Below are 16024 nucleotides of genomic sequence, written 5' to 3' on the forward strand. Positions count from 1 at the left end.
CACACAGGTTAGATCCACTCGGGTCCGGGTGGCGGAATGGCAGACGCGCTAGCTTGAGGTGCTAGTGTCCTATTAACGGACGTGGGGGTTCAAGTCCCCCTCCGGACACAACGTGAAAGCCCGGGGAACATGTTCCCCGGGCTTTTCGCTACCCCCGGCAATAGTTGTTAGCCAACCGGAAACACCTGCCCAGGTAGCGGAAACCCCCGCTCCCCACCCGTGCTTCGGCCCCTCATGAGGGGTGACCGCGGGACAACGTCCCCGGACATGCGCCGGTCGCGATAGGATTCAGCCGGAAACAATGCCACCCGGTCACGCACCGGTTCCGGTCCAACAGCGAGGACAATCATGTTCCGTAGCACCGCCGCCATCACCGTCGCCACCGTCGCCGCAGCAGTGCTGTGTTCCGGCTGCTTCTCCTCCGTGGTTCCGCTCACCGGCAAATCCGGGACCGCTGATCCGACCTCCAGCGCCGCGGCCTCCCGGTCCGACATCTCCTCGCCACCACAATCGGGTACCGCCGGTCCTCCGCCTGGGGTAACCGGTGGTACCGGCGGTGCCGACTACCTGCCCAGGCCCGCGGAGGACGGCCCCGATGACATAGCCCCGGGTGACGTCCACAAGGTCCGTCCCGGGGAACTCGTCCACGGAGTGGGCGTGGACATCGCCATCGACAGTGCCTCGCTGAGCAGGGACCCGTCCGGAACCGTGGCGATCATCAAGGGAAAGGTCCGGAACACCCAGGGGGGTCTGGTGGGCGAGGAGTGCGGCACCGCCCCGATCGTCTTCATCCGGGATGACGGGGGGTACGTCAACAGTCCCGTGGTGAAGTTCGATGAAATCCCCGATCCCACCGCGGAGAGGGGCGGAGATCCCGCCGCCCAACTCGAGGACATCGGTGCACTGCTCGGGGATCTGACCTGTCCCGAAAAGTGGCGGGTCGGTACCGTCACCGAACAGACCTGGGAGATCCCCATCCTGGCCGGGGGGAAGCCCGTGCTGTTCGGCTTCTACAATCCATCTGCGATCGATGCGACCATGACGCCGAAACCCACCTGGGTCTCACTGGAGTCCTTCCTCCGCTGAATTCCCCGGCCGTTTCCGTCGCCGGGTAGAGTTTCCCGGGGCCGCAACCACCTGTTGCCCGGACCGCCCGAGCTCCCGGTCCGGCATGTGGGCCGCAGACGGAAGGATTCAGGTCAGTGTCCATAGCGCCAGACGACCTCGAGGTGTGTCTCGAGGTAATCGAGGAAGCCGGTCGGCTCGATCCCGACCACCCGGATTCGGTTCGCGTCCAGCGGGCTGTCGCCGGACTGTTCAAGCAGGTCAAGAGATCCCGCAAACTGGCGGCACGGGAGCGCCAGAAGCGTGCCGACGAAGCGGTCCTGCACGCGACCGCGACGGCGAATCCGCGGCGCATCGACGATGAGACCTCCGGACTCCTCATCACTCCCGCCGACGGAGCGCCCGCTCAACTCGAACCGGGTGCGGTGGCCACCCCGCACGGCTTCGCGGGGCGTCTCCAGCGCGCCCAGAACTGTTACGTCTGCAAGCAGCCCTACACGCTGGTCGATTCCTTTCACCACCAGCTGTGCCCGGACTGTGCCGCCGACAACCGGCGACGTCGGGAGGCCCGGGTGGATCTTTCCGGGCGGAGAGCACTGCTCACCGGCGGACGGGCGAAGATCGGCATGTATATCGCACTGAAACTGCTGCGTGACGGCGCGGACCTGACGATCACCACCCGCTTCCCGCGGGATGCGGTACGCAGATTCACCGCGGTCGCCGACTCCCCCGACTGGATCCACCGTCTCCATGTGGTCGGCGTGGATCTCCGGGACCCTGCGCAGGTCATCAGTCTCGCCGATTCCGTCGCCGCCGCGGGCACGCTGGACATCCTCATCAACAACGCGGCCCAGACCGTACGCCGCTCCCCCGGTGCCTACTCCGGGCTGGTCGACGCGGAGTCCGCGCCTCTCGAAGGTATCGAGCGAGACGTCGACATACTCTCTCTCGGCTCGACCTCCACACTCCACCCGGCGGCCCTCACCGGCACCGGTACCGCCGGCGACGCTGCCGTCGCGTCGCTCGGCGGTGGCGGTGACCGGGCTGTGGACGCAGCGGCCGCCGCCGCGCAGGCCCATGCATCCCGACTCGCCGCGCTGGCGATGACCGGCGGATCCGCTGCGATGGATCGGGTCAACGAAGGAACAGCCATCGATGCGGGCGGTCTGGTTCCTGACGAGGTCGCCCACAACTCGTGGGTGGCCCGCATCGGCCAGGTGGATCCGCTCGAGATGCTCGAGGTGCAGCTGTGCAACGCCACGGCGCCGTTCATCCTCATCGACCGGTTGCGTCCCGCGATGGAGGCCGCTCCGGCCCGGCGCAGGTACATCGTCAACGTCTCCGCCATGGAGGGTGTGTTCGGCCGGGGATACAAGGGGCCGGGCCATCCCCACACCAACATGGCCAAGGCGGCCCTGAACATGCTGACACGCACGGCCGCGGGGGAACTCGCCGAGCACGGAATCCTGATGACCGCGGTGGACACCGGCTGGATCACGGACGAGCGGCCGCACACGACGAAGGTGCGGCTCGCCGACGAGGGGTTCCATGCGCCACTCGATCTCGTTGACGGTGCGGCGCGCGTGTACGACCCCATCGTCCAGGGCGAGAACGGCGTGGATCTCTACGGGTGTTTCCTGAAGAACTACGTACCGAGCGCCTGGTGAGACGACGGCCTCATGTCAGTCGACGTGGGGCCGTTTGACGTTCGGCGTGTACGACTGCGTGGCGTCGTGCGCATGGCTGTGCGGGACCGGAGGAAGGACCTCGTACCGGGCGTGGACGTAACCCTCCCGCGTGGTCCCCGCGTCGAGCAGCCGGAGCGGAACATCGCAGTTCACTCCGCCGAACAGCGGGATCCCGTCCCCGAGGACCAGCGGCACCGTGGTCACCGTCAGCTCATCCACCAGACCACGTTCCAGGAACTGCCGGATCTTTCCCGCACTGTCGATGAATACGCCGTTGTAGCCTCGTTCGTCGATCAGGGAAACGACCTCGTCGAGGTTGCGTGCCACCGTGACCCGCTCGTCGGAGAATGACTCCCGGGTCGTCATGACGATGACGTCCTTGCCCGGATACGGCCATTCGGGGAGGTCGTTGAGCTTGTCGAACGCCGGACGGCTGATGACGACGGCGTCGGTCTCCCCGAACACCCGCGCGAAGTCTCCGGCGCCACCCGGGGCGTGTTCGACCGGGTGCTCGATCCCGTGATCCTGATCCAGAAGCCAGCTGACATCTCCGTCCGGTCGGGCGATGAAGCCGTCCAGGCTGGTGACGATGAATACGAGTCCCTTCCAATTCCGCTGCATGGTGCTCTCTTCCTCTCGGGTTGTCGCCTGGTGACCCGCCGGTCGGTGGGTCGTGGACCGGAGCGGGGATGAGCCCCGGATGTGGCCGGCCGATACCCCCAGAATAGGTCCGGCTCCCTCGTCTGTGCCACAGCGACGGCCGCCCGCTGCCCGGGCACCACCCCGATGGGTGGGGTGGATGGGCCGGAAAGCGCGAAGCGGCATTCCACCGTTGTTCCGGTGGAATGCCGTTTACCGCCTCGACGTGGCGATCGATCAGTCGTCGTGCTGCTCGTTGGGGTCGTTGTCCGCGTCTTCCTTCGTTGCGTGGATCGTGCCCCTGACGTGATCCGGTGCCGCGTAGATCGAGTAGACCTTGAGCGGTTCGGAGCCCTCGTTCACGACGTTGTGCCACTTACCTGCTGGGACGAAGATCGCCCAGTCATCCTCGACGGTCTGGTCGATGTCCAGGTTGTCGGCGTCGTCGCCGATCATGACGTGGCCCTTTCCGGCCTCGAGCCGGAGGAACTGGTCGTGGTCGTCATGGACCTCGGCGCCGATCTCGCCGCCCGCGGGAATGCTCATCACGGTCATCTGGAGGAACTTGCCGGTCCACAGGGTGTCGCGGAAGTTGTCGTTGTCCTTGGTGGCCTTCTCGATGTCGAGGACATACGGGTTCGGACCATGGTCGGTACGAAGGTCAGACATATGAGTCTCCTCTTATCTATAGGGTTTTCTGTTTACGGGTCCCACTGTACCCACCCCGCAGAGGCTTCGCATCGGACCATGTCAGAGCCGGCTTCTTTTGTGCTAGTTCCCGTCCAACGAGCGCGACACGACAGACCGGAGTGGTCTGCCGTGTCGTCTCACGTCAACGGGTCGGGCTAGTCCGTCGCGTCGAAGACCTCGAGGATCTTCTCCGCGGCGAGGGTCGGGGTGATCCGCCCGTGCCGCAGCTGATCCTCGACGAAGGTCCGCGTCTCCTTGACCCGGCCACTGGTGTTCAGGCGCTGGAGCAGCGTCTCGTGGACCATCGACCACATCCAGCCGACCTGCTGTTCCCTGCGGTTCTCCTCGAACTTCCCGCACCTGAGCATCGCTTCGTGGTGCTCCTGCACGGTTTCCCAGAACTTGTCGACGCCCTCACCTTCGACCGCCGACATCGTCATCGTCGGCGGATGCCAGACGGCGTCCTCGCTCCGGACCATCCGGAGCGCGGCGGCCAGCTCACGGGCCGCCCGCTTCGCCGTCTTCGTGTTCGGGCCGTCCGCCTTGTTGATGGCCACGAGATCCGCCATCTCGAGGACGCCCTTCTTGATGCCCTGGAGCTGGTCGCCGGCACCGGCGAGGGCGAGGAAGGTGAAGCAGTCGACCATATTCGACACGGCGACCTCCGACTGCCCGACGCCGACCGTCTCGACGAGGATGATGTCGAAACCCGCGGCCTCGAACACGACCATGGACTCCCTGGTCGCCTTGGCCACACCACCGAGGGTGCCCGCCGAGGGCGAGGGCCGGATGAACGCGTCATCCTGGCTGGACAACTTGGACATGCGGGTCTTGTCCCCGAGGATCGATCCCCGGGTCCTGGTCGAGGAGGGGTCGATGGCGAGAACCGCCACCCGGTGCCCCTCCCCGATGAGCTTCATCCCGAGGGCCTCGATGAACGTCGACTTCCCCACGCCCGGAACGCCCGTGATCCCCACCCGCAGGGCGTCACCCGAGAACGGGAGCAGGCGGACGAGAAGTTCCTGGGCCAGGACCCGGTGTGCCGGCGCCGTCGATTCGAGGAGCGTGATCGCCCGGGATATCCGGGTCCGGTCCCGGTCCCGGACGGCCTCGAAGAGCTCGTCGACGTCGATCCGGCGACGGGCACGGCGGACGACCTCGGGGGCCACGGCCGTCGCCGAACCCAGATCGGTCCCGGCGGTCGTCGCGAGCGAACCGAGATGGTGCTCGAGGAACTCGTCGTCGATGCTCATCTTCCCCGGAACCCCTCTACGCCTCGACCGGCGTGCCGTAGGAGCCCTCGGACGCCTCGGCCTCGGCCTGCAGCTCGTCCGGAAGGTCCAGGTCGAAACCGAGATTCGCGGAGAGCTTCGTGATCATGTCGATGGCGGAGTCCGCGATGACGGTGCCGGGCGGGTAGATCGCGGCGGCACCGAAATCGTAGAGATCCTGGAAGTCACCGGGCGGGATGACACCGCCGACGATGATCATGATGTCCTCGCGTCCGAGCTTGGCCAGCTCCTCCTTCAGCGCGGGCACGAGGGTGAGGTGCCCGGCCGCGAGGGAGGACACACCGACGACGTGCACGTCGGCGTCGACCGCCGCGCGGGCCGCCTCTGCGGGCGTCTGGAACAGCGGTCCGACGTCGACGTCCATGCCGAGGTCCGCGTAGGCGGAGGCGACGACCTTCTGGCCGCGGTCGTGTCCGTCCTGCCCCATTTTGGCGATGAAGATACGCGGGCGACGCCCCTCCTCGGCCTCGAATGCGTCCGCCATCGCGATCGCACGCTGGACGTTGCTCACGGCGCCTTCCTTTCCGACCTCGTCCTTGTACACGCCGGACAGCGTGCGGATCTCGGCCTCGTGCCGGCCAAAGACCTTCTCCATGGCGTAGGAGATCTCGCCGACCGTCGCCTGGGCGCGGGCGCAGTCCACGGCGAGCTTCAGGAGGTTGTGCTCGAGGTCGCCGGCCTCCTTGGATTCCATCCGGCAGGCCTCGGTGAGCTTGTCCAGCGCCACCTGGACGGCCTCGTTGTCCCGCTCGGCGCGGAGCCGGTCGAGCTTCTCGAGCTGCTCCTGGCGCACCTTGGTGTTGTCGACCTTGAGGACCTCGATCTCCTCGTCCTCCTCGACGATGTACTTGTTGACGCCGATGAGCGCCTGACGTCCGGAGTCGATCCGGGCCTGGGTCCGGGCGGCGGACTCCTCGATGCGGAGCTTCGGGATGCCCTCGGCCGTGGCCTGCGCCATGCCGCCCGCGGCCTCGACCTCCTCGATGTGCGCACGGGCACGGTTCGCGAGCTCGTTGGTCAGCCACTCGATGTAGTAGGAACCCGCCCACGGGTCCACCGGGCGGACGGTCCCGGACTCCTGCTGCAGGAGCAGCTGGGTGTTGCGGGCGATGCGCGCGGAGAAGTCGGTGGGCAGCGCCAGCGCCTCGTCCAGGGCGTTGGTGTGCAGCGACTGGGTGTGGCCCTGGGTCGCGGCCATGGCCTCGATGCAGGTACGCGGGACGTTGTTGAACACGTCCTGCGCGGTCAGCGACCAACCCGAGGTCTGCGAGTGGGTGCGCAGGCTCTGGCTCTTCTTGTTCTTGGGTTCGAAACCGCCGACCAGCTCGCTCCAGAGGAGTCGGCCGGCACGGAGCTTCGCGATCTCCATGAAGGTGTACATGGAGATGCCCCAGAAGAAGGACAGTCGGGGTGCGAACTTGTCGACGTCGAGACCGACGTCCTTACCGGCACGGATGTACTCGACGCCGTCGGCGAGGGTGTACGCCAGCTCCAGGTCGGCCGTGGCACCGGCCTCCTGGATGTGGTAGCCCGAGATCGAAATCGAGTTGAACCGCGGCATCTTCAGCGAGGTGTACTCGAAGATGTTGGAGATGATCCGCATCGAGGGCTTCGGCGGATAGATGTAGGTGTTGCGGACCATGAACTCCTTGAGGATGTCGTTCTGGATGGTCCCCGCGAGCTGCTCCGGGCCGACGCCCTGTTCCTCGGCCGCGACGATGTAGAGGGCGAGGATCGGCAGGACGGCGCCGTTCATGGTCATCGAAACGGACACCGCGCCCAGGTCGATTCCCTCGAACAGCTGACGCATGTCGAGGATGGAGTCGATGGCGACGCCGGCCATACCGACGTCACCGAGGACCCGCTCGTTGTCGGAGTCGTAGCCGCGGTGGGTGGCCAGGTCGAAGGCGACCGAGAGACCCTTCTGCCCCGCCGCGAGGTTGCGTCGGTAGAACGCGTTGGACTCCGCGGCGGTGGAGAAACCGGCGTACTGGCGGATCGTCCACGGCTGGTTGGTGTACATGGTCGGGTACGGGCCGCGCATGTAGGGCGGGGTGCCCGGGAAGGTGTCCAGCGGGTGCGGCGGGCGTTCCCCGTCGCCGACGGTGGCGGCGTCGCGGTCGGAACGGGTGTAGACACGCTTGACGTCGATGCCCTCGGGCGTCGCCCAGATCTGTTCCGCGGCTTTGCCGGGATCATCGACGGACGACGGGGCCTCGCCGGTGGTACGTGGGATGTCGTGGAAATTCGGGATGGTGCTCATGGTGTGCGTCACGCTCCCAGCGTCTCGAGCAGGCCGGCCAGGGTGGCAGCGGCGTCAATGGTCATGTTCAGGTAGTCATCGGGGGTGTCCTCCGCCTCTGCGAAGGACTTCGGGGAGCCGGCCAGCAGCAGGGTTCCGACCCCGGCGGCACGGGCCGCACGGACGGCCTCTGCACCGGTCGCGGTGTACTCCGGATCCGCGCCACAGAGGACGGCGATCTCGGCGTCCTTCACGGCCTCGGTGAACTCGTCGGTACCCGGAACGAGCTGACCGGGATTGACGACCTCGATCCCGCCGGAGGCGAGGAGGTTCGTCGCGAAGCCCGTCCGTACGTTGTGTTTGGCCAGGGGCCCGATCGGGATGAGCACCGCCCGCGGCCGGCTGCCGTGCTCCTCGAGGAACGCGTCGGAACGGTTGCGCAGCGCCTCGAACTCGGCGGCCCACCGCCGGACACCGGCAGGCTCCACCCGGCGGTCCGCCGGGAGCGGCTTCTCCGCGAGGTTCGGGAACTCGTTGATGCCCGTGATCTGCTTCCTCCGGTGTGCCACATCGGCGCGGACGGCCTCATGGGACTCATCCAGTGCCGACTGCAGGGCTCCCGATTCCTGGTGGCTGCGGACCCCACCGTCCGCCTCGACACCGGTGAAGATGGACCACGCCGCGTCGGCGAGCTCCCGGGTGAGGTCCTCGATGAAATAGGACCCGCCGCCGGGATCCACGACGAAACCTAGATGGGACTCCTCGAGGAGCAGGAGGTTGGTGTTCCGGGCGATCCGGTGCGCGAAAGACCGCGAGGTTCCCTGCAGGCCTCCCTTGACCGCCGCGTCGAAGGGCAGGACCTCGACATCGGTGGCGCCGCCGACACCTGCCGCGAAGGCGGCGACGGTGCTGCGGAGCATGTTCACCCAGGGGTCACGCTGGCTGAACATCACCGGAGCCGTCATCGCGTGCTGGGGTGCTCCCCCGGCCTCCGCGTGGCCGACGACCTCGGCGACCCGGGCCCAGAGCTGGCGGGCCGCGCGGAACTTGGCGATCTGGGCGAACTGATCGTCCGTCGCTGCGAACCGGAACGAGATCTGGCGGAGGGCCGCGGCGGTGTCGAGTCCCGCGTCGACGAGCGCGCGGAGGTATTCGACGCCGGTAGCGAGCGCGAAGCCGATCTCCTGGGCGTCGGTCGCGCCCTGATTGCTGAAGGCGACACCGTCGACGAGGATCGCGCGGACGTCACCGGGACGCGCGGACGCCTCGACCGCGAGTTCGACGGCCGTCGGGAGATCGACGGAGTCGGTGGCGTCGACGGTGGCGGTCAGTGGGGCGCAGGACAGCTCGAGGGTGATCTTGTCCGGATTGTCCGCCGCCTCGGCCAGCTTGTAGAGCTCAAGGGCTGCGGCGGGAGTCTCCGCACCCGCGGCGAGCCGCAGCGGAACCAGATCGAGCAGGACACCACTCAGCATGTCCCCGAGATCGGACGGGGTCAGCTCTCCGGTGAGATCGAGGACGAGGTCCGTGGTCCCGTTGTACAGCGCGTGCAGAATCTGCTTGTTGACGGCGGCGGCATTCTCGACGGCATCCCGCCCGAATGTCTCGGTGACCCCCCACCCCGCGCGCTGGGCGTCCTCGACCTCGTTGCCCCGGGTGAACGGGAACACACCCGGTGCGGCGGCCTCGGAGAACTCATCGGCACGGGTGTAGAGCGGTCGGACGTCGATGCCGTCGTAGGTGGTCTTGATGAGCTTCTTCCACACGTCGAGCGGCACATCGGCGACGTCCTTGCGCTGTACCCGGGCAAAAACACCGGCCACTGACTTGTACCAGGCGTCCTGGCGCTGGCTGAAGTCCTCGGGAAGCCCCGGGGACTTCTCCGGGACATTCAGTGGGTGCTCACGTTCGTTTTGTGTAGTGGTCACAGTGAGAGAATCCTGTCCATCGGTCGTCGTGGCTGCCTTCACGGCAGTACCTGAGTCTAACCGGTGAGCCCCCGTCAGATGAGCTGATTCGGTAAACACGACACCCCTTCGGGTGGTCCCCGTCCGGCGGGACCGCATCGCCCCGATCCGGCGCCGTCGGGCACCGAACGCCAGTGTCTCGATCCCCGCCCGTAAGCTTGGTGCGTGACTCGATTCCGGAACTGGGTGCGGCGGTCGCTTCATCTGCTGGCGACGACCGCGCCTCAGTTGTTCCGCGGTTTCCTGGCGCTACCACTGCTGAAGCGCCTGGCGATCCTGGTGTTCGTCGCCACGACCGCCGTGTTCGTGTTCTGGGTCGATGTGCCCGGCATCGGTCAGCTCCGGTCATGGGCCGGGGAAACGGGCCCCTGGTTCCCGCTGCTGTTCTTCACCGGCTACGTCCTCGTCACCCAGTTCCCGGTACCACGGACCATTCTGACGCTCACCAGCGGGATACTCTTCGGGCCGGTGACGGGGGTACTGATCGCACTGACGGCCACCACCACCTCAGCGGCGCTGTCCCTGGTCCTCATGCGTACGCTTCTCGGTGAGTGGATCGGACCACGACTCACACACCCGGCGGTGGCCGGCATCAACGCACGCCTCAGGCAACGCGGTTGGCTCGCAGTGGCCTCGCTGCGCATGATCGCGGTCGTTCCCTTTTCCGTCCTGAACTACACCGCGGCACTGACGCAGGTCTCACTACCGGCTTTCACGGTGGCGACGTTCATCGGTTCAGCGCCGGGGACGGTAGCGACCGTCATCCTCGGTGACGCACTCGTCGGACACACGGATCCGACTGTCGTGGTCGTCACCGTGGTGATCACCCTCGCGGGAATCAGTGGCCTCATCGTGGATTCCCGACTCCCGGTTCAGGTGCGGGAATCGCCGGGATCCGGCCCCCTTTCCGGCTGACGGAACCACCGATGTCACCGCTGGGCCGTGGTGCCCGCCGGTCCTCCCGCAGCCCCCACAGCGGAAGTCAAGCCCTGAGGGTAGACTCGATGTGAATATGATGAAGGCTCCGCTGTGGAGACCGACACAGACGCGAGACGGGAGAGACCATGTTCGCAGTTCACGCCCGCTACCGCGGCCGGGAACGCCGCCGGGCTGACCTGGTCCGCCGCTCCGCGGAGGCACTGTCGACACTCGACGGCGTGGGTCGGTTCGAGCTGCTCGGGGTGGAGGACATCTGCGCGGTCGTCGACTCCGCCGAAGCCGTGACCGACACGACCATGGCGCTGCTGTCCGCCGGTGACTGGGCGATCGGGATAGGCATCGCGTCGAATTCGGGTGCCGAACCCGATGAGGTCCGGAAACTCGCGACAGCCGCGATCGGGCGCCGGTGCCGTACCGGAGTGGTACGGGTCCGCTCCCAAAGCGGCGGGGACACGAGCGGCATCACCGCGGTGTTCGCGCTACTGGCCCACGTCCTGGCGAAGCGCACGACCGAGGGGCGGGAGGCCACCCAGCTGATGCGTGGGGGGATGAGTCAGAACGAGGCCGCCGCGGAACTCGGCATCTCGAAGCAGGCCATGTCCCAACGCCTCGCGGCCGCGGGATGGACGGCGGAGACCGCCGGATGGAAACTCGCCGTCGGTCTGCTCCGCAGGGCGGAAGATGCAACCGAAAGAGACTGACGTGAACGTGGGTGACGGGGTTCCGGCGGTCGGGTCCGACAACACGTGACGAGGCCCCGCTCCGGTGATCAGGAGCGGGGCCTCGTCGAGGAGAGTCGGTCAGGCTCCGTCCGTGTTCTCCAGGTCGGAGGTGATCCGACTCTCGGGGGCTACCGAGGGGACACCGGGCAACCCGGTTCCGGTGAGCGGGGGCGCGGGAATCTCCGGATCCGCCGGAGGAACCCTCTTCGCCTCGTGCGGCGACGGATCGACCGGCTTGTTCGCCACGGCGTTGGCCGCCGCGACCGCGGCGGCGATCTCCGGATCGGACTCCGTGGAGAACCATCCCTCGGTGTCGTCGTCCTCCGCGATCTCCCGGGTACGGTCGTCGACCTCGTTGGGCTCGAACCGGAATACGCCCTCGTCGTCCTTGTTCGCCATGGCACGGGCGAACTGTTCGAGGGAGTCGCCGAACTGGTTCGGGATCATCCACACCTTGTTGGCGTCGCCCTCGGCCAGCTTCGGCAGCTTGTCGAGGTACTGGTAGGCCAGTACCTCGGGCGTCAACTGCGAGGCCTTGATCGCGGCGTTGATCTTCTGGATCGAGCGCGCCTCACCCTGCGCCCGGAGGAAGCTGGCGGCGCGGTCACCCTCCGCGCGGAGCATCTCGGCCTGTCGTTCGGCCTCCGCGGCGAGGATCGAGGCGTGCTTCTCTCCCTCGGCGGCGAGGATCCGGGCCTGTTTCTGCCCCTCGGCGGTCTTGATGTACGCCTCCCGCTGCCCCTCCGCGGTGAGGATCATCGCCCGCTTCTCACGCTCCGCTGTCATCTGCTTCTCCATCGGCTGCTTGATGGACGGCGGTGGATCGATGGCCTTGAGCTCGACGCGGGCGATACGCAGTCCCCACTTCGTCGTCGCACCGTCCAGTTCGCTGCGGAGCCGACGGTTGATCACCTCACGGGACGTCAGTGTCTCCTCGAGGTCCATCCCGCCGACGACGTCACGGAGCGTGGCGACGGAGATCTGCTCGACACCGTAGATGTAGTTGTCGACGCCGTAGATCGCGAGATGCGGTTCGTTGATCTTGAAGGTGACCACGACATCGATGTCCACCGTCAGGTTGTCCTTGGTGATCACGGCCTGGGGCGGGAAACTGACGACCCGTTCGCGGGTGTCTACCTTCGCGCGGACCCGGTCGATGAAAGGAATGAGGAACGTCAGTCCCTGTGCGGTCCGGGTGTAGGATCCGAGGCGCTCGATGACGGCTGCCTCGCCTTCCGGCACCAGCTTGAGGGACTTCGACACCACCAGTCCGATCAGGATGACGATGAGCGCCATCAGAAAAACTTGAACCAGAGCAGCTTCCATTATGCTCAGATCTCCTTCCAGACGACGGCGATGGCACCGTCGATCTTGACGACGTTCACCCGATCGCCCGGGGCGAACCTGTGTGTGGGGTCGAGGCTTCTCGCGGACCAGACGTCGCCGTCGAGCCGGATCTGCCCGCTGTGCCCGTCGACGTCCTCCAGAACGGTCGCGGACGTACCGACGAGCGCCTGCGGGGAGGTGTCGAACATCCGCGCAGAGAGGGTCCGCCGCCGCAGCACCGGACGGACGAAGATGAGCAGAGCCAGTGAGGACACCGCGAAAGCGGCGATCTCCACCCAGAGGGGGACATCCAGGACCGCGACACCGGCCGTGGCCAGTGCGGCGCCACCCAGCAACAGCAGGGTGAAATCACCCGCCAGCAGCTCGAGGGCAGCCAACAGGACCGCGGCTATCAACCAGATGAGTGCACCCACGATTCTCACCCTACCTGAACACGGTTACCGGCCCCAGACCCGGAATCAGAGCAGATCACGCTTGTCAACGTCCGGGATCGTCACGAAATCGACGAGCCGCTCCACCGCTCCGATGAGCGTCGAGTCGAGGTCCCGGTAGCTCTCGACCGCCCCGTAGACCCGGTTCCACCCCTCCCGGGGTGTCCCCCACTTGAGTCGGGCGCAGATCCCGGTCTTCCAGTCCTCGCCCCGGGGAACGTCCGGCCACGCCCGGATCCCGAGTTTCTGCGGTTTCACGGCCGCCCAGATGTCGATGAACGGGTGGCCCGTCACCAGGACATCCGGCCCGAGTGACCGGGTCAACCGGGTTTCCTTGGAGCCCTCGACGAGGTGATCGGCGAGAACGCCGACCCTTCTTCCGGGCCCCGGCCGGAACTCGGTGAGGCGCTCCGGAAGGTTGTCCAGGCCCTCGAGGTACTCGACGACCACTCCCTCGACGCGCAGGTCGTGACCCCACACCTTCTCGACGATCGCCGCATCATGGATACCTTCCACCCAGATCCTCGAGGGCGCCGCGACCTTGGCGGTGAGGTTCGCGACCTTCCGTGAGCCCGAGTTCGACCGCGTGGGACCGGTCTCGGGGACGTACCGGGTGAGGGTCACCCGCTTCCCCTCCAGCAGGAAAGCACCGTCCCTGAGTTTGAACAGCCTCTCCCGGCCGTGCCTGTCCTCGAGCCTGACGAAGTCACCGTCATAGGTGCGCTCGAAGCCGGTGACCGCCCCGACGAATCCGTCGGCGATCACCTCCGCGACCAGTCCGGGTTCCGCAGGCACCTTCGGGTACACGGGCTTGAGGCGCCGGGAATGGCCGGAGAGTATGTCGCCTCCGTACGGATCATTGAAACTCATGGGGATCAACCATATCGGCTAAACTCTGGCAACCATGGATTTCCGCCCGCTGGTGTACTCACCGCTCCAGAACGCCGCCGTCTGGCTCGCCGGTTGGCTCTACGGCAGAGTCAGCTACGACGACCTTCTCGATGCATTCGGCGACTACGGCACCCACCACAGCCTCATCGTCTCCGGGCCGGACGGGGACGAATCGCCGGTCGGCGGTGGGTTGATCGGGCTGCTGCGCCATTTCCGGGAGACCGCCGCCCCGGTGCTTCCCCTTCTCGCCCCGGGTGAGCCCGTACTCCGACTCGTGTTCGGTGGGCCCGGTCAGGTCCCGGGGCTCATCGCGGGGTCACCGGCCGCCGAGGCGGCACGCGCTCTCGACTTCAGTGCGCTGGTGATCCGGGACCCGGATCCGGAGATCAATCATGTGCTGCTTCCCGGGCCGGGCCTCGGCGATCCGGGAGGTGTGGTCCGGTGGCGGTGGTACACCGCACGCGGACCGGTACCCGAGCCGGACCATCTCGGGCCGGGGGACGCGGACAGGATGCTCGCCGGTGCGACGTCCCGTGCCGCCGACCTCATCGAGTCCCGTGGATTCACCCGTAGCCCGTTGCCCTCCCCACGATTGACTGTTGGGAGGCTGGATGACTTCTACTCGGGCCCAGGGTTGCCCGACTCGGTCACGCCCCGCGCGGTCAGGGTCTTCGCCCGGGCGGACCGGGTCGCCGCGATCATCGAGACCGTCGTGAGCGAAGCCGGCGACCACAGTCATGACGCGGAACTGACCCAGCTTCTCACGCATCTCCGCACCGCGCGCATGGCCGGGGTGGCCTACGCGGTCGGTGAATACGGGCGACTGCACTGACGGATTAGTCTACCGGTCAACGTGGACAGCCGGTACGGGACTCGTACCGGATTGTCGTGGCGGAGCCACCGCCGGCGCTCCGGAACCCGAAACCTCGCCCTGAATGGTTCCCCGCCCGGCCCCGTTAACCGGGCCGCTTCGACATGGTGGGCCGCCTGGCGGGGGCGCAGCAGCCGTTTCCGCAGTAGGCCCCGTTCACGGTGCACCCCTTCAACGGCGCCGACCCGAGACGTACCGGCCCGGTGCCCTCGATCATCTCCATGGCCAGGTCGACCACCATTTTCGCGAACTCCGGGGTGGGGCCCGCGGTGGCGCTGCGTTCAATCGGAATGCCGAACTGCTCCGCTTCCTCGGCGAGCTCGGAATCGAGATCCCACACGACCTCGATGTGGTCGGAGACGAACCCGATCGGACAGACCACCGCCGCCGGGAGCCCGCGGTCGTGGTGTATCTCCGTGACGTGGTCGACGATGTCGGGTTCGAGCCAGGGGGTGTGCGGAGATCCCGAACGGGACTGCCAGACCACATCGAAATCGCTGACCCCCACTTCCCGGGCGACCAGTGCGGCGCTCTCGTGAACCTGGCGGGAATACAACGGCCCGTCATCGTCGACCCCGGCCGCGTTGTCGGCAGCCGTGGGGATCGAATGAGCGGTGAACATCAGGCGGGCGGATGACCGGACTTCGTCGGGGAGCCGTCCGTAGGCTGCACGGACCGCATCAGCCATTGCCTTGATGAACAGCGGGTGATCATAGAACTGCCGGAGTTTGGTGAACCGGATCTCCGGCAGTTCCTCTGCAGCCAGACGCTCCCGCATGCCCGCGATGTCCTCGTCGTACTGCCTGCACCCCGAGTAACCCGCCCAGGCGGAGGTCGCGAACACGAGAGCGTTGCGGATCCCGTCCCGGGCCATTTCAACGGCGGTGTCCGGGGCCATCGGATGCCAGTTCCGGTTACCGAAGTACACGGGCAGTTCAATGCCCCTGTCCGCGAGTTCCGCCCGGACGTTCGCGATGATCTCGCGGTTGAGCTGATTCAGTGGGCTGACACCACCGAAGTGGTGGTAGTGGACCTCCACCTCGTCCAGGCGCTCGGGTGGAATTCCGCGGCCACGGGTCACGTTCTCCAGGAAGGGACGGACGTCGTCGTGCCCCTCCGGTCCCCCGAAAGAGAGAAACAGCAGTGCGTCGTAGTCGGCGGTGCGAGCGTGAGCCATGCCCCCCAGACTACCGAACCGCGCCCCGGAATCCGGCAACACGTCGGTGGGCGGTTCCGGCGG

The 16024-nt window shown here is 66.9% G+C and carries 14 protein-coding genes and 1 tRNA gene; 6 read left to right on the forward strand and 9 right to left on the reverse strand.

Annotated features, from left to right (window positions below; all coding sequences use genetic code 11):
* The first annotated feature begins 22 nt into the window (after positions 1-22).
* From JDV75_RS03890 to JDV75_RS03900, 3 genes are all read left to right on the forward strand, one after another.
* A tRNA-Leu gene (locus tag JDV75_RS03890) sits at positions 23-108 on the forward strand.
* A 240-nt stretch (positions 109-348) separates the two neighbouring features.
* A complete protein-coding gene (locus JDV75_RS03895) occupies positions 349-1086 on the forward strand; it encodes a hypothetical protein (protein ID WP_198737937.1) in 738 nt (245 codons plus the stop codon).
* Positions 1087-1202: 116 nt separating this feature from the next.
* Positions 1203-2732: an SDR family NAD(P)-dependent oxidoreductase gene (locus JDV75_RS03900; RefSeq protein WP_198737938.1), complete on the forward strand. Its 1530-nt coding sequence runs from the start codon at positions 1203-1205 to the stop codon at positions 2730-2732.
* A 15-nt stretch (positions 2733-2747) separates the two neighbouring features.
* Here JDV75_RS03900 and JDV75_RS03905 read toward each other — a convergent pair whose 3' ends face one another.
* From JDV75_RS03905 to JDV75_RS03925, 5 genes are all read right to left on the reverse strand, one after another.
* The gene (locus tag JDV75_RS03905) at positions 2748-3374 is read right to left on the reverse strand and encodes a dihydrofolate reductase family protein (RefSeq protein ID WP_198737939.1); all 627 of its coding nucleotides are present in this window, start codon (positions 3372-3374) and stop codon (positions 2748-2750) included.
* A 255-nt stretch (positions 3375-3629) separates the two neighbouring features.
* Entirely contained in the window at positions 3630-4061 is a 432-nt protein-coding gene (locus tag JDV75_RS03910; protein WP_198737940.1) for a cupin domain-containing protein, read from the reverse strand.
* Positions 4062-4237: 176 nt separating this feature from the next.
* Positions 4238-5335, reverse strand: coding sequence for a methylmalonyl Co-A mutase-associated GTPase MeaB (gene meaB, locus JDV75_RS03915; RefSeq protein WP_198737941.1), 1098 nt, complete (start codon positions 5333-5335; stop codon positions 4238-4240).
* Positions 5336-5351: 16 nt separating this feature from the next.
* Positions 5352-7637: a methylmalonyl-CoA mutase gene (scpA, locus tag JDV75_RS03920; protein WP_198737942.1), complete on the reverse strand. Its 2286-nt coding sequence runs from the start codon at positions 7635-7637 to the stop codon at positions 5352-5354.
* Between the two features lie 8 nt (positions 7638-7645).
* The gene (locus JDV75_RS03925; protein WP_232958210.1) at positions 7646-9511 is read right to left on the reverse strand and encodes a methylmalonyl-CoA mutase family protein; all 1866 of its coding nucleotides are present in this window, start codon (positions 9509-9511) and stop codon (positions 7646-7648) included.
* A 237-nt stretch (positions 9512-9748) separates the two neighbouring features.
* Here JDV75_RS03925 and JDV75_RS03930 point away from each other — a divergent pair, with 237 nt between their 5' ends.
* Both JDV75_RS03930 and JDV75_RS03935 read left to right on the forward strand, forming a co-directional pair.
* A complete protein-coding gene (locus JDV75_RS03930) occupies positions 9749-10498 on the forward strand; it encodes a TVP38/TMEM64 family protein (protein WP_336244291.1) in 750 nt (249 codons plus the stop codon).
* A gap of 149 nt (positions 10499-10647) precedes the next feature.
* Complete coding sequence (locus tag JDV75_RS03935; protein ID WP_198737944.1) at positions 10648-11223, forward strand: MarR family transcriptional regulator; 576 nt, start codon at positions 10648-10650, stop codon at positions 11221-11223.
* 99 nt (positions 11224-11322) lie between these two features.
* On the opposite strand, the gene JDV75_RS03940 is transcribed toward JDV75_RS03935, so the two are convergent.
* From JDV75_RS03940 to JDV75_RS03950, 3 genes are read right to left on the reverse strand one after another with little or no spacing between them, the layout of a single operon-like run.
* Positions 11323-12540, reverse strand: a complete 1218-nt coding sequence (locus JDV75_RS03940) for an SPFH domain-containing protein (protein WP_232958163.1) — start codon at positions 12538-12540, stop codon at positions 11323-11325.
* A 35-nt stretch (positions 12541-12575) separates the two neighbouring features.
* Positions 12576-13004 (reverse strand): NfeD family protein, encoded by a 429-nt coding sequence (locus tag JDV75_RS03945; protein ID WP_198737946.1) that lies wholly within the window; start codon positions 13002-13004, stop codon positions 12576-12578.
* A 45-nt stretch (positions 13005-13049) separates the two neighbouring features.
* Entirely contained in the window at positions 13050-13892 is an 843-nt protein-coding gene (locus JDV75_RS03950; RefSeq protein ID WP_198737947.1) for a DUF3097 domain-containing protein, read from the reverse strand.
* Between the two features lie 34 nt (positions 13893-13926).
* On the opposite strand from JDV75_RS03950, the gene JDV75_RS03955 reads away from it, so the two are divergent.
* Complete coding sequence (locus JDV75_RS03955; RefSeq protein WP_198737948.1) at positions 13927-14745, forward strand: hypothetical protein; 819 nt, start codon at positions 13927-13929, stop codon at positions 14743-14745.
* Positions 14746-14869: 124 nt separating this feature from the next.
* Here JDV75_RS03955 and JDV75_RS03960 read toward each other — a convergent pair whose 3' ends face one another.
* Positions 14870-15961: a ferrochelatase gene (locus tag JDV75_RS03960; RefSeq protein WP_198737949.1), complete on the reverse strand. Its 1092-nt coding sequence runs from the start codon at positions 15959-15961 to the stop codon at positions 14870-14872.
* Positions 15962-16024 lie beyond the last annotated feature (63 nt).

It is taken from the genome of Corynebacterium meridianum (assembly GCF_016342265.1).
Taxonomy (GTDB): Bacteria; Actinomycetota; Actinomycetes; order Mycobacteriales; family Mycobacteriaceae; genus Corynebacterium; species Corynebacterium meridianum.

What these genes read in the sequence shown, in the direction of transcription:
- JDV75_RS03895 (WP_198737937.1), top strand. Translation starts at nt 349, where the DNA reads ATGTTCCGTAGCACCGCCGCCATCACCGTCGCCACCGTCGCCGCAGCA.
- JDV75_RS03905 (WP_198737939.1), bottom strand. Translation starts at nt 3,374, where the DNA reads ATGCAGCGGAATTGGAAGGGACTCGTATTCATCGTCACCAGCCTGGAC.
- JDV75_RS03910 (WP_198737940.1), bottom strand. Translation starts at nt 4,061, where the DNA reads ATGTCTGACCTTCGTACCGACCATGGTCCGAACCCGTATGTCCTCGAC.
- meaB (WP_198737941.1), bottom strand. Translation starts at nt 5,335, where the DNA reads ATGAGCATCGACGACGAGTTCCTCGAGCACCATCTCGGTTCGCTCGCG.
- scpA (WP_198737942.1), bottom strand. Translation starts at nt 7,637, where the DNA reads ATGAGCACCATCCCGAATTTCCACGACATCCCACGTACCACCGGCGAG.
- JDV75_RS03935 (WP_198737944.1), top strand. Translation starts at nt 10,648, where the DNA reads ATGTTCGCAGTTCACGCCCGCTACCGCGGCCGGGAACGCCGCCGGGCT.
- JDV75_RS03940 (WP_232958163.1), bottom strand. Translation starts at nt 12,540, where the DNA reads ATGGCGCTCATCGTCATCCTGATCGGACTGGTGGTGTCGAAGTCCCTC.
- JDV75_RS03950 (WP_198737947.1), bottom strand. Translation starts at nt 13,892, where the DNA reads ATGAGTTTCAATGATCCGTACGGAGGCGACATACTCTCCGGCCATTCC.
- JDV75_RS03955 (WP_198737948.1), top strand. Translation starts at nt 13,927, where the DNA reads ATGGATTTCCGCCCGCTGGTGTACTCACCGCTCCAGAACGCCGCCGTC.
- JDV75_RS03960 (WP_198737949.1), bottom strand. Translation starts at nt 15,961, where the DNA reads ATGGCTCACGCTCGCACCGCCGACTACGACGCACTGCTGTTTCTCTCT.